The following is a 12,709-nucleotide window of genomic DNA, read 5'->3' as shown; positions in this document are numbered from 1 at the left end:
GGGTCAGGCCGCGATCAGCGCCAGTACTCGTACCACGACGTCTCGCGGCAGCCGAGGGACGCGTAGAGGCGACGGGCTCCGGCGTTGCCCTCGAGCACCTGCAGCCAGAACCGGTCGCCGCGCGCGTGCGCGAGCAGGGCGCGGATGATCGCGGAGGCGTACCCGCGGCGACGCGCATCGGGGCGGGTCGCGAGCGCGAAGAGTCCGCTCCACTGCTCGCCGTCCGGGGCTCCGACGTGGGCGAGCCGCCCGCAGGCCGCGACGCCGTGCTCGTCGCGCAGCAGGGCGTACGAGGAGTCGCAGCCCTCGAGGATCCGCCGCGCGACCTCCCGCTCGGGGTCGCCTCCGCGGCCGTCGACCGACCACCAGAGCGCGAGCCAGTCGTCGTCGGGGGCGGCGGACGTCTCGACCGGTGCCTCGGGGAGCGCGGCGAGCGCCTCCGTCACCGAGCCGGTGAGGACGAGGGTGCGGTCGTGGGGCTCGTAGCCGCGTGCGGCGAGCAGACCGGGCAGGTCGGCGGGATCGCTCGCGGGGCCGATCTGGAAGAGCGGGGGGATCCCGCGATCGGCCGCGAACGCCTCCGCGATGCCGACGGCCTCGGAGACGTCGGGGACGAAGCCGGAGGTGAGCACCGAGTTGGCGCGCTTGGTGACTCCGGAGGCGGCGCGCAGCTGCCAGCCGCTGAGGTCGCGGCGTTCGAGCGGCGGCCAGGCGGCGGAGGCGAGGTGGTCGAGGAGGCGCGCGGTCATCCGACCACGCTAGACCGCGGGCACGTTCGGCTCGTGGAAACGCGTTCGGCTCGCCGGATCCGGCGGATCGGACGAGCCGAACCGGATCCTGCGAGCCGCACGTGCCTCGAGGCGGGGCCTACAGGTTGATCATGTGCCCCTTGAGGCCGTGGAAGCCCTCCTGGAGCGCCTCCGACAGCGTCGGGTGGGTGTGCACGTTGCGCGCCAGCTCGGTGGCCGTGAGGTCCCACTTCTGCGCGAGCGTGAGCTCGGGGAGCAGCTCGGAGACGTCCGGTCCGATCATGTGGCCGCCGAGGAGCTCGCCGTACTGCTTGCTCGCGATGAGCTTCACGAATCCGGTGGGCTCGCCGAGGCCGTGCGCCTTGCCGTTGGCCATGAACGGGAAGGTCGAGACGGTGATCTCGTGGCCCTCGTCGATCGCCTGCTTCTCGGTGAGGCCGAAGGAGGCGATCTGCGGCTGGCAGAAGGTCGCGCGCGGCATCATGCGGTAGTCGCCCAGCGTCTGCGTCTCGGCACCGGCGAGGGTCTCGGCGGCGACGACACCCTGCGCCTCAGCGACGTGCGCGAGCTGGAGCTTCGCGGTGACGTCGCCGATGGCGTAGATGCCGGGGACGTTGGTGCGCATGTGGTCGTCGATCGCGATCGCGCCGCGCTCGGTGAGCTCGACGCCGGTCTTCTCGAGACCGAAGCCCTCGACGCGCGGGACCCAGCCGATCGACATCAGGACCTTGTCGACCTCGAGGGTCGACTGCGTGCCGTCCTTCGCGGTGTACGTGACGGTGACGTAGCCGTCCTTGTCGACGACCGACTCGACCTTGGTCGAGGTGAGGATCTCGACGCCGAGCTTCTTGTACTGCTTCTGGATCTCCTTGGAGACGTCCGGGTCCTCGTTGGGGAGGGCGCGGTCCATGAACTCGATGATCGTCACGTCGACGCCGTAGTTCTTCAGGACGTAGGCGAACTCCATGCCGATCGCTCCGGCTCCGACGATCGCCATCGTGTCGGGCAGCTCGCGCGTCATGATCTGCGTCTCGTAGGTGACGACGTTCTCGCTCAGCTCGACGCCGGGGAGGAGGCGGACGCTCGCGCCGGTCGCGATGATCGCGTCGTCGAAGGTCAGCGACTCCGAGCCGCCCTTGGTGAGCTGGACGTCGATGCCCTTGGGGCCGGTGAAGGCCCCGGTGCCGTCGAACTCGGTGATCTTGTTCTTCTTCATCAGGAAGTGGACGCCCTTGGTGCGGCCGTCGGCGACGCTGCGGCTGCGGTCGAACGCCACCCCGAAGTCGAAGGAGACATCACCCGAGATGCCGAACTGCTTGGCCTGCGAGTGGAAGATGTGGGCGAGCTCGGCGTTGCGCAGCAGCGCCTTCGACGGGATGCAGCCGACGTTGAGGCAGACACCGCCCCAGTACTGCTTCTCGACGATGGCGACCGACTTGCCGAGCTGCGCTGCGCGGATCGCGGCCACGTAGCCGCCGGGGCCCGCCCCCAGGACGACGAGGTCGAAGTGCTGGGCCATGGATGATCCTCCATCAGATTCGTGATCGTGGGAGCGCGGGGAACCACGCCGTCTACCACCGTACCGTTCCGGGGCTCCGCGACCCCCCGGTCCTCCGAGGGCGAACGGGGCGCCCGGGAATGCCGCCGACGGCCCGTGGGTTGACCTGATCGGGCAACGAGGCCCCGACCTTTCTCCGCCACCCAGGAAAGAAGCTCCTCATGACCCTCACCGCCCCGCGCACCGCCTCGACCAGTGCTCCGATCCTCGAGGTCCTCGCCGAGCGCTGGAGCCCCCGCTCGTACGACTCCTCGGCCGAGATCCCGGCCGAGACGCTGACCTCTCTGCTCGAGGCCGCCCGCTGGTCGCCCTCGGCCAGCAACACCCAGCCGTGGCGCTTCATCGTCGCCCGCCGCGGCACCCCCGAGTTCGACAGGATCGTCGAGAACCTGATGGGCTTCAACGCCGCCTGGGCCGGCTCCGCGGCCGCGCTGATCGTGGCGCTCACCGAGACCGTCGACGCCGAGGGCAAGGCGCGCCCGTGGGCCGTCTACGACCTCGGCCAGGCGGTCGCGCACCTCAGCGTCCAGGCGCACCACGAGGGCCTGCACGTGCACCAGATGGCCGGCTTCGAGAAGGACGGCATCCGTGCGGCGTTCGGCGTCGACGAGCGCTTCGACCCGGTGACCGTCGCGGCCGTCGGCGTGCTCGCCGCGCCCGAGGCGCTCGAGAACGACACGCTGCGCGAGCGCGAGGTCGCCCCGCGCACGCGCCTCGCACTCGACGAGATCGTGCTCGTCCAGGCGTGATCACCGCCTCCCCCGACCGGCCCGGTCCGCGCGTCCACGCGGGCCGGGCCGTTCTGTTACTCCGCGTGTCATCACGGAATCGAATGAGTCGGGGCGCGTCCGTACGATCGTGACGGTCCGCCCGCTCGCCCGCCGACCCGGAGCCCCATGACCGACACGCCCTCCCGCACGAGCCTGGCCTTCGACGCCGAGCTCGGCCAGTCGGCGTTCCCGGTGCGCTTCGACGGGGTGGGCCGCACCTTCGCCCCCGGCGCTCCCGTGCTGGCCGACGTCACCCTCGACGTGGCAGCGGGCGAGGTCATCGCGATCCTGGGGCCGAGCGGATGCGGCAAGTCGACGCTGCTCCGGATCGCCGCGGGCCTGGACACCGCGTCCGCCGGATCCGTGCTGATCGACGACCGACCGGTGTCCGGGATCGACCCGCGCTGCGCGGTGGCGTTCCAGGAACCGCGACTGCTGCCCTGGCGCACGATCGAGGCGAACGTGGCGCTGGGGCTTCCCCGCGGCACACCGCGTGCGGCCGCGCGCGCCGCCGTCGACGAGCTGCTCTCGCTGGTCGGGTTGACGGCGCACGCCCGCTCCCGGCCCCGGGAGGTCTCGGGAGGCATGGCCCAGCGCGCCTCGCTCGCCCGCGCCCTCGCGCGCAATCCCGGCGTGCTGCTGCTCGACGAGCCGTTCGGCGCGCTCGATGCGCTGACGCGCCTCCGGATGCAGGATCTGCTGCTCGACGTGCACGCTGCGGCGCCCGCGACGATCCTGCTGGTGACCCACGACGTCGACGAGGCGCTGCAGCTGGCCGACCGCATCGTGCTGCTCGGCCGCGACGAGCCCGGAGGGGTGTCGAGGATCGCGCGGATCACGACCGTCCCCGGCGCGCGCCCCCGCGATCGCGGATCGGCCGAGCTCGCCGAGCGGCGCGCCGACCTGCTGGCCGGCCTCGGCATCGAGCGGCACTGACTCCTCCCCAGGCGGCGATCCACGGAGTCGTCCACCGATCCGGTGCCGCTCCCGCCCGCTCCTCCTCCCGCTCCCCCACACTCGTCCCCATCAGCTCCCGTACCGAAGTCGAGGCACTCATGTCGTTCACCGCTACTCCGCTCACGCGCCGCACGGCGCTCGCCGGCCTGCTCACCGCGGCGGCCGTGCCGCTCCTCGCCGGCTGCGTGCAGGGCGAGGGCTCGGGCGGAGCGGCCGCGGCCCCGGCCGCCTCCGGCGCGCTCACCCAGGGCGGCACGCTGACGCTCGACTTCGCGACCTACAACCCGCTGAGCCTCGTCATCAAGGAGAAGGGCTGGCTCGAGGCGGCGCTGGCCGAGCAGGACGTCACCGTCACCTGGGTGCAGTCCGCCGGCTCGAACAAGGCCAACGAGGCCCTGCGCGCCGGAGCCATCGACGTCGGCTCGACCGCCGGCTCCGCGGCGCTGCTCGCTCGCTCGAACGGCTCGCTCATCAAGACGATCGACATCTTCTCGCAGCCGGAGTGGGCGGCCCTCGTCGTCCCCGCGGGCTCCGGCATCACCGGTGTCGAGCAGCTCGCCGGCAAGCAGATCGCCGCGACCAAGGGCACCGACCCCTACTTCTTCCTCGTGCAGGCGCTCGAGGCGGCGGGGCTCGGGATCGACGACGTCACCGTGCAGAACCTCCAGCACGCCGACGGCTGGGCCGCGCTGCAGAACGGCTCGGTCGACGCGTGGGCCGGGCTCGACCCGATCATGGCCGGCGCCGAGGCGGCGGGCGCGACGCTGCTCTACCGCAACGTCGACTTCAACTCCTACGGACTGCTCAACGCCACCGAGAGCTTCCTCGCCGAGAAGCCCGATCTCGCGCAGACCGTCGTGAACGCCTACGAGCACGCCCGTGCGTGGGCGCTCGAGAACCAGGAGGAGACCGCGTCGATCCTCGCGTCCGTGGCGGGCATCGATCCGGCCGTCGCCTCGACCGTCATCACCCAGCGCAGCAACCTCGACGTCGACAACGTGCCCGGATCGGCGCAGACCGACGTGCTCGCGGTGATCGGCCCGATCTTCGTCGAGAACGGCGACGTCGCCGCGCAGAGCCAGGTCGACGACGCGCTCGACTCGCTGCTCGACGACACGTACGCGAAGGCGGCCGACCCCGACGCCATCGGCGCCTGAGGCCCGCTGCTCCCGATCCCGAGTTCCAGTCAGAGGAGACCACCATGGCGATCCGAGACGACCAGTCCGTGACCGACGCCGATCTCGTGCGCCGGGGCGGCGGGCTGGTGCAGGCACCGGGAGCGGTCGGGGCGGCGGTCGTCGGTCCGAGCGTCGAGGCGTCGCAGAAGCGGCTCCGCGACGACGAGACCACCCGGGCGCGACCGCTGTCGTCGCGACGCTGGTTCGTGCTGATCGGCGGGGCGATCCTCCCGGTCGCGCTGCTCGCCGTCTGGCAGTTCGCGACGACCACGGGGCTCGTCTCGCTGTCGGTCTTCCCGTCTCCAGCGATGGTCTGGACGGCCGGGGTCGACCTCGCGCAGCGCGGTGACCTCGGCCAGGACGTCGCGATCTCGACCCAGCGGGTGCTGATCGGCTTCGGCATCGGCTCCGTGCTCGGGCTCGTCGTCGGCGCCCTGTTCGGGCTGTCGCGGGTGTGGGAGGTCGTGCTCGGCCCGACACTCGGTGCGATCCGCGCGGTTCCGTCGCTGGCCTGGGTGCCGCTGCTGCTGCTCTGGCTGGGCATCGGCGAGGAGTCGAAGATCACCCTGATCACGATCGGCGCGTTCTTCCCCGTCTTCACGACCGTCGCGACGGCGCTCGGACACGTCGACCGGCAGCTCGTCGAGGCCGGGCGCGCGTTCGGGCTCTCGGGGGTGCGGCTGTTCACCACGGTCCAGCTGCCGGCGGTGGTACCGGCGGTGATCGCGGGGCTGCGGCTGGCGCTCGCGCAGTCGTGGCTGTTCCTCGTCGCCTCCGAGCTGATCGCCTCGTCGATGGGCCTCGGCTTCCGCCTCATCGACAGCCAGAACAACGGGCGCATCGACCGGGTGTTCCTCGCGATCATCCTGCTCGCCGTGCTCGGCAAGCTCACCGACGCGGTGGTCGGTGTCTTCCAGCGCTACGCCGTGAAGAAGTGGGCGTGAGCATGACCGCCTCCCGACTCCTCGAAGGATCAGCACCGTGCCCGATGTGACAGCGACCGACGCGACGGCGACCGAGACGATCGAGAACCTGCTCGACGAGACGCGCCGGTTCCCCGCGCCCAGGGACTTCGCCGCGTCGGCCAACGTCGGCGCCGAGGCGTACGCGCGGGCGGCCGCCGACCCGGTCTCGTTCTGGGAGGAGGCGGCACGCCGGCTCGACTGGGCGGAGCCGTGGCACACCGCGCACCGGTGGGAGCCCGCGGTGCCCCAAGAGGACGGCGCCCTCTCGGTCCCGCGCGCGACCTGGTTCGAGGGCGGTCGCCTCAACCTCGCCGTCAACTGCGTCGACCGGCACGTCGACGCAGGGCGGGGCGACAAGGTCGCGCTGCACTTCGAGGGCGAGCGCGGCGACCGGCGCTCGATCTCGTACGCCGAGCTGCAGCGCGACGTGGCCCGGGCGGCGCACGCGCTGACCGCGCTCGGCATCGAGAAGGGCGACCGCGTGGTCGTCTACCTGCCCGTGATCCCCGAGACCGTCGTCATCACGCTCGCGATCGCCCGCATCGGCGCGATCCACTCGCTGGTCTTCGGCGGCTTCTCCGCGGAGGCGGTGCGGTTCCGCGTCGAGGACACCGGAGCGAAGCTGCTGGTCACCACCGACGGGCAGTTCCGCCGAGGCAAGGCAGTGCCGGTGAAGGAGAACGCCGATCACGCCGTCTCGGGCGAGAACTCGATCGAGCACGTGCTGGTGGTCCGCCGGACCGGCGACGAGACCCCCGGCATCCCGTGGACCGCTGGCCGCGACGTGTGGTGGCACGACGTCGTCGACACGCAGAGCGACGTGCACGAGGCCGAGGCGTTCGACGCCGAGACGCCGCTGTTCATCATCTACACGTCGGGCACCACGGGGAAGCCGAAGGGCCTCGTCCACACCAGCGGCGGCTACCTGACACAGGCCTCGTGGACCCACTGGGCCGTCTTCGACGCGAAGCCCGACGACGTGCACTGGTGCACGGCCGACCTCGCCTGGGTCACCGCGCACACCTACGAGATCTACGGTCCGCTCTCGAACGGCCTCACCCAGGTGATCTACGAGGGCACGCCCAGCACCCCGCACACCGCACGGCACTTCGAGATCATCGAGCGCTACGGAGTGACGGTCTACTACACGGCGCCGACCCTGATCCGCACGCTGATGACGTGGTTCCCCGACGGCGTCCCCTCCGAGTACGACCTCTCGAGCCTGCGCCTGCTCGGCACGGTCGGCGAGTCGATCAACCCTGAGGCGTGGGTGTGGTTCCACGAGAACATCGGCGCCGGGCGCTGCCCGATCGTCGACACCTGGTGGCAGTCCGAGACGGGCGCGGCGGTGATGTGCCCCCTGCCGGGCGTCTCGACGCTCAAGCCCGGCTCGTCGCTCCGGGCTCTCCCCGGCCTCAGCACCCTCGTGGTCGACGACGAGGGCCGCCGGGTGCCGAACGGCTCCGGAGGCTACCTGGTCGTCGACGGCACGGGCCCCGCTCTCGCCCGCACTGTCTGGGGCGACGCGGAGCGGTACCGCGACTCCTACTGGGCCCGCTTCGCCGAGCAGGGCTACTTCTTCTCGGGCGACGGCGCCAAGTACGACGACGACGGAGACATCTGGGTGCTCGGACGCGTGGACGACGTGATCAACGTCTCGGGACACCGCCTGTCGACGATCGAGATCGAGTCGGCGCTCGTCGCGCACCCGTCCGTCGGCGAGGCGGGAGTCGTCGGAGTCGCCGACGCGGTGACCGGGCAGGCCATCGCGGCGTTCGTCATCCCCTCCGACGAGGCGATCGACCGCGGGCGCGACGATCCCGCCTACTGGAACGACCTCGCCGACGCGCTGTCGGCCGGGCTCCGCGAGCACGTCGCGACGGCGATCGGGCCGATCGCGAAGCCCCGCGACGTCGTCCTCGTGCCCGACCTGCCCAAGACCCGCTCGGGCAAGATCATGCGGCGCCTGCTCGGCGACATCCGCGACGGCCGCCCCCTGGGCGATGTGACGAGCCTCCAGGACGACACCGTGCCGGAGCGGATCGCCCGGATCGTCGCGGGCCGCAGCTGACGCCTCGCGCGTTCGCCGAGACACCGCGATCGCCGGCGAGACGGCCCGCTCACCGAGGTGTCTCGGCCGCGGAGGCGGCGTCTCGGACCACCGCCACCCCGACGGGCGCGACGGTGCCTGCAGGTACGCCGCACGGCGCTCCCGCGCGGAGGCATCGGGAGTACCGTGGGAGGATGCGCGACGTCCAGCAGCGAATCATCTCCGAGCTCCACGTCTCCCCCACCGTCGATCCGGCCGCCGAGGTCGAACGACGCAGCGGCTTCCTCGCCGACTACCTCCGCCACACCGGGGCCGAGGGCCTCGTCCTCGGCATCAGCGGCGGGCAGGACTCGAGCCTCGCCGGCCGGCTCTGCCAGCTCGCGGTCGAGCAGGTCCGCGCGGCCGGAGGCGACGCCTCCTTCATCGCGGTGCGCCTGCCCTACCGCGTCCAGGCCGACGAGGCCGACGCACAGCTCGCGCTGACGTTCATCCGTCCCGACCGGCAGGTGACCTTCGACATCCACCAGGGCGTCGACGGGATGGCGGCGGCTTTCTCGGATGCGGTCGGCGAGCCGATCTCGGACTTCGTCAAGGGCAACGTCAAGGCGCGCGCCCGCATGGTCGCTCAGTACGCGATCGCCGGGCAGGAGGGGATGCTCGTCGTCGGCACCGATCACGCGGCCGAGGCGGTGACCGGATTCTTCACGAAGTTCGGCGACGGTGGCGCCGATGTGCTGCCGCTGACCGGGCTGACCAAGCGCCAGGGCCGCTCGCTGCTCGAGCACCTCGACGCTCCGGCCCGCCTCTACGAGAAGGCGCCGACGGCCGACCTGCTCGACGACAACCCCGGCCAGACCGACGAATCGAACCTCGGGCTCGTCTACGCCGACCTCGACACCTACCTCGAGGGCGGTGACGTCGCTCCGGAGGTCGCCGACGCGATCGAGGCGCGCTACGCCGCGACCGAGCACAAGCGCCAGGTCCCGCTGTCGATGTTCGACGGCTGGTGGCGCTGACCGCTCGCGCTCGGCTGCACAACGTCAGCTGAGGGCGGGTCTCACGGCTGATCGTGGCTGAGACCTCGTCTCAGCCGACGTTGCGCTCGGCGACGTGCAGGTCGGGCACCGTCCTGGTCAGCCGCCCTGTCAGGCGGTCGCGACGCGGTCGAGCCAGGCGCCGCTGACGCGGGCGCTGTCGGCGGGCGGCATGCTCGCGCGGTCGACCTCGACGATGATCCAGCCGCCGAAGTCCGCGGGCAGCGCGGCGAGCACGCCGTCGAGGTCGATGCCACCGAGCCCCGGCTCGAGGAACAGGCCGCTGTCGGTGGCCCGGTCGTAGGGCGTCGGGACCGCGCGGCTCGCCTCCGCGATGCCGAGGTGCAGATCCTTCACGTGCAGATCGATCAGGCGGTCGGAGTAGCGCTCGATCATCGCGACCGGGTCGATCCCCGCCCAGACCAGGTGGCCGATGTCGAAGGAGGCGCCCAGCAGCGCCGGGTCGATCGCGGCGAGCACGCGGTCGATCTCGTGCTCGGTCTCGACCCAGGTGCCGACGTGGTTGTGCAGTCCGGCCTGGACTCCCTCCGCGCGCAGCACCTCCGCCGCCTCGGCGAGGATCTCGATGACGCGGTCGAGCCGGCCCTCGTCGAACCCCGCTCCGACCGCGACCGACTGCTGGGTGCGGACGACGCCCGGCTCGAAACTGACCTCGGGCGCGAGGAAGACCGTGTCGAGTCCGACGTAGTTGGTCTCCTCGGCCTTGCGGCGGATGCCGTCGAACCAGTGCACCCACTCGGCGCTGCCGCGCTCGAGGGTGCGGCCCGTGTCCTCGGGCAGGGCGACGGAGGCGTAGCCCGGGGCGAGCTCGAGCCCCGACTCCTCGATCATGCGCGCGTAGTCCTGGAGGGTCTGCGTGGCGAGGACCTCGAGCATCGTGGCGCCGAAGCCGGCGTCGCGGATCTCGCGCAGCACCTCCGGGTACTCGGCGCGGAAGGCGGGGTCGGCGAAGCGCCACAGCGACTCGCTGGTCGGGTCGGCGGGATCGGCCTTCACGTTGATCCACTGGATGGCGTTGAGCGCGAACTGCGAGCGACGGAGCATGCGGGGCTGCTTTCTCGAGGGGGTGGGGTCGGCGGGATGCGGAGATCCCGCAGGAACGGGTCGGGTGGGTCAGTCGGAGGCGGCGCGGGCGTTGTAGACGAGGACGCTGCCGGCGTCGACGTGGGCGCGGTAGGCGCGGAACACGGCCAGCGCCTCGTCGCGCAGGACGCCGTCGACGACCTCGATGCCGCGCGCCTCGAACGCGGCGGCCCAGTCGTCGCGCATCGGGCCCTCGTCGAAGGTTGAGATCTCCTCGAGCTCGGGGCCGGAGCCGGCGACGACGAGGCGGCGGACTCCCGACCACAGCGTGGCTCCGTAGCACTGGACGCACGGGCGCCAGTTGACGACGAGCTCGTGCGCGGGGAGACCCTCGCCGCCGAGGTCCCAGCCGCCGATCGCGGTCTGGGCGAGACCGAGCGCGGTGACCTCCGCGTGCCCCGACGAGACTCCGCTCGCGAGGACCACGTTGACGCCGACCGACACCAGGCGGCCGGAGTCGCGCTCGACGACGATCGCGGCGAACGGGCCGCCGTTGCCCTCGCGGAAGTTGCGGTCGGCGAGAGCGTGCACGAGCGCCATGCGGTCCTCGCGCTCGGGGAGGAACTCGGGGACGTCGCGGACGGCGTCCTCGATCCACGCGGGCAGGGCGATCTCGTAGCGGGTGGCGAGCTGGTCGATGTTCACGGGTGGCCTCCTGGGCGGGTGGGGTTCGGGTTCGATCTGCAGGAGATCGCGGGCGGAAGGGCGGTTCTGCCGCCTGACAGGCATCGTGCGGGGCGGATCACCTGCAGACCGCGCCGGCTCCTGCAGATCGTACGAGAGCCTGCGGACCGCGCCGGCTCCTGCAGATCGCACGCGTGCCGGTCACACGCGCGCGCCCTCGAGCTCGGCGAGCACAGCCCTGGTCGCGCGCACGGCGGTGATCGTGCCGGTCAGGGTCGCATTGCAGACCACCGGAGTCGGGATGACGCCGGTGCCCGCGAGGTAGAGCCCCTCGACGCCCCACACCCTGCCGGAGGGGTCGCAGACGCTGGTGCCGTCGTCCACAGCGCCCGAGCGCACCGTCCCCGTCAGGTGCAGGGACGAGCCCGGCGCGAGCACGACGCACTCGGTCGCCGGGTCGAAGGTGCCGAAGCGCTCGGCCACTGTGCGGATCCGCTCGCGGGCGTCCTCGATCAGGGCGAGGTCGCGGTCGGTGTAGTCGAACTCCACGCGGAGGCGCGGCATGCCCGTCACATCGGTCTCCTCCTCCGAGAACACCAGCCTGTTCTCGGGCCGGGACTCGACCGGCGTGTAGAAGGACAGGCCCACGGAGTAGGCGAACGGAGTGCGCTGCTCGTCGAGGAACACCGTGTTCATGATCTGGCCGTGGAACGGCTGCGCCTCTCCGTTCTGCGGCAGCCAGAGGGAGTCGGTGGCGAACTCGCCCTCGCGCAGCATCGGCAGCCCCGCGGCGTCGAGGCCGAAGCGCTCGAGGTCCATGACCACTCGCGCGGTCACGAACGCGTGCTCGTTGAGGAAGCGGCCGAGCGCCTCCGGTCGGATGCCCGACGCGAAGAGCAGCTGCGGAGTGCGGACGACGTCGGCGCAGACGAGGGTCACCCGCGCGTCGATGTCGTACTCGCGGCCGGTCGCGATCTCGCGCACCCGCGCGCCGACCGCCCGCCCGTCGTCGAGGCGGACCGCCACCGCGAGCGCGCCGGCCCGGAGCTCGAACGCGTCGTCGCCTCCGCTCGAGATCGGCGGGAACACGCGGTTGGGGCCGGTGCGCGCGAGCGGGCCCGTCGGGTTGCCGGCGACCGCCATCGGCATCGGCCGCGGATGACGGCCGGGAGCACTCACCGGCCCGAAGACGTCCTCGAGCACGTCGAGGACCACCCTGCCGGGGTCTGTCGGCCCGAGCGGGGACTCGTGCACGTCGAGCAGCTGCTCGGCGCGGGCGAGGTCGGCGGCCCACTGCTCAGGGTCGCCGTCGTCGAACACCTCGTCGCCGGCGGGCCGAGGAGTGGCGGCCGTCCAGTGCACGCCCATGCCGCCGACGTTCCACGCCACCGCGCTCGCGGGCATGGCGCGGGCGTCGCCTCCCATCGCCGACAGGTTGTACATGCCGGGCTCGACCGAGCGGAGCTCGTCGGTGATGTCCGGAGTGACGTCGGCGCCGGTGTACAGACCCTGCACTCCAGTGGCCACCCGCTGGTTGTAGCGGCTCCAGATCTCGGGCTCCTCGCTGTCGTGCAGGTGCAGCCCGGGGACGGAGCCCGCCGCGGGCCCGCCGTCGATCATGAGGATCGAGACGGTCGGGTCGGCGTCACGCAGCCCTCTGGCCACGGCGGCACCCATGATGCCGCTGCCGATGATGAGGACGTCGGTGATGTCGGGCATG

11 protein-coding genes are annotated in these 12,709 nt (G+C 72.0%); 6 read left to right on the top strand and 5 right to left on the bottom strand.

The genetic code is table 11. From position 1 onward, the window contains the following. Window positions 1–14: 14 nt before the first annotated feature. Window positions 15–749: a GNAT family N-acetyltransferase gene (locus ASG06_RS06775; RefSeq protein WP_056040096.1), complete on the bottom strand. Its 735-nt coding sequence runs from the start codon at window positions 747–749 to the stop codon at window positions 15–17. Between the two features lie 118 nt (window positions 750–867). Then, complete coding sequence (gene lpdA / locus ASG06_RS06770; protein WP_056040095.1) at window positions 868–2,268, bottom strand: dihydrolipoyl dehydrogenase; 1,401 nt, start codon at window positions 2,266–2,268, stop codon at window positions 868–870. Window positions 2,269–2,468: 200 nt separating this feature from the next. Between lpdA and ASG06_RS06765 the strand changes: the two genes are divergently transcribed. From ASG06_RS06765 to nadE, 6 genes are all read left to right on the top strand, one after another. Continuing rightward, window positions 2,469–3,056 (top strand): nitroreductase family protein, encoded by a 588-nt coding sequence (locus tag ASG06_RS06765; protein ID WP_056040092.1) that lies wholly within the window; start codon window positions 2,469–2,471, stop codon window positions 3,054–3,056. A 147-nt stretch (window positions 3,057–3,203) separates the two neighbouring features. Then, the gene (locus ASG06_RS06760; RefSeq protein ID WP_056040090.1) at window positions 3,204–4,013 is read left to right on the top strand and encodes an ABC transporter ATP-binding protein; all 810 of its coding nucleotides are present in this window, start codon (window positions 3,204–3,206) and stop codon (window positions 4,011–4,013) included. Window positions 4,014–4,132: 119 nt separating this feature from the next. After that, window positions 4,133–5,191 (top strand): aliphatic sulfonate ABC transporter substrate-binding protein, encoded by a 1,059-nt coding sequence (locus tag ASG06_RS06755; protein ID WP_056040088.1) that lies wholly within the window; start codon window positions 4,133–4,135, stop codon window positions 5,189–5,191. A gap of 44 nt (window positions 5,192–5,235) precedes the next feature. After that, entirely contained in the window at window positions 5,236–6,156 is a 921-nt protein-coding gene (locus ASG06_RS06750; protein WP_082498986.1) for an ABC transporter permease, read from the top strand. Window positions 6,157–6,202: 46 nt separating this feature from the next. Then, window positions 6,203–8,248, top strand: a complete 2,046-nt coding sequence (gene acs, locus ASG06_RS06745) for an acetate--CoA ligase (RefSeq protein ID WP_056040570.1) — start codon at window positions 6,203–6,205, stop codon at window positions 8,246–8,248. Between the two features lie 173 nt (window positions 8,249–8,421). Continuing rightward, entirely contained in the window at window positions 8,422–9,243 is an 822-nt protein-coding gene (nadE, locus tag ASG06_RS06740) for an ammonia-dependent NAD(+) synthetase (protein WP_056040086.1), read from the top strand. A 129-nt stretch (window positions 9,244–9,372) separates the two neighbouring features. On the opposite strand, the gene ASG06_RS06735 is transcribed toward nadE, so the two are convergent. From ASG06_RS06735 to ASG06_RS06725, 3 genes are all read right to left on the bottom strand, one after another. Next, window positions 9,373–10,326, bottom strand: coding sequence for a sugar phosphate isomerase/epimerase family protein (locus ASG06_RS06735; protein WP_056040083.1), 954 nt, complete (start codon window positions 10,324–10,326; stop codon window positions 9,373–9,375). 69 nt (window positions 10,327–10,395) lie between these two features. Further along, window positions 10,396–11,010 (bottom strand): nucleoside deaminase, encoded by a 615-nt coding sequence (locus ASG06_RS06730; protein WP_056040082.1) that lies wholly within the window; start codon window positions 11,008–11,010, stop codon window positions 10,396–10,398. 180 nt (window positions 11,011–11,190) lie between these two features. Continuing rightward, on the bottom strand, window positions 11,191–12,708 hold the full coding sequence (locus ASG06_RS06725; RefSeq protein WP_056040081.1) for a GMC oxidoreductase: 1,518 nt from the start codon (window positions 12,706–12,708) through the stop codon (window positions 11,191–11,193). Window position 12,709: the final 1 nt, after the last annotated feature.

Source organism: Rathayibacter sp. Leaf185 (assembly GCF_001423885.1).
Lineage (GTDB): Bacteria > Actinomycetota > Actinomycetes > Actinomycetales > Microbacteriaceae > Rathayibacter.
Note: the sequence above shows the minus strand (reverse complement) of the source record. Positions and strands in the feature narration are given on the sequence as shown.

Excerpts from the sequence above, each read along its gene's own strand:
- ASG06_RS06775 (WP_056040096.1), bottom strand. The coding sequence starts at position 749 with ATGACCGCGCGCCTCCTCGACCACCTCGCCTCCGCCGCCTGGCCGCCG.
- lpdA (WP_056040095.1), bottom strand. The coding sequence starts at position 2,268 with ATGGCCCAGCACTTCGACCTCGTCGTCCTGGGGGCGGGCCCCGGCGGC.
- ASG06_RS06765 (WP_056040092.1), top strand. The coding sequence starts at position 2,469 with ATGACCCTCACCGCCCCGCGCACCGCCTCGACCAGTGCTCCGATCCTC.
- ASG06_RS06760 (WP_056040090.1), top strand. The coding sequence starts at position 3,204 with ATGACCGACACGCCCTCCCGCACGAGCCTGGCCTTCGACGCCGAGCTC.
- ASG06_RS06755 (WP_056040088.1), top strand. The coding sequence starts at position 4,133 with ATGTCGTTCACCGCTACTCCGCTCACGCGCCGCACGGCGCTCGCCGGC.
- ASG06_RS06750 (WP_082498986.1), top strand. The coding sequence starts at position 5,236 with ATGGCGATCCGAGACGACCAGTCCGTGACCGACGCCGATCTCGTGCGC.
- nadE (WP_056040086.1), top strand. The coding sequence starts at position 8,422 with ATGCGCGACGTCCAGCAGCGAATCATCTCCGAGCTCCACGTCTCCCCC.
- ASG06_RS06735 (WP_056040083.1), bottom strand. The coding sequence starts at position 10,326 with ATGCTCCGTCGCTCGCAGTTCGCGCTCAACGCCATCCAGTGGATCAAC.
- ASG06_RS06725 (WP_056040081.1), bottom strand. The coding sequence starts at position 12,708 with ATGCCCGACATCACCGACGTCCTCATCATCGGCAGCGGCATCATGGGT.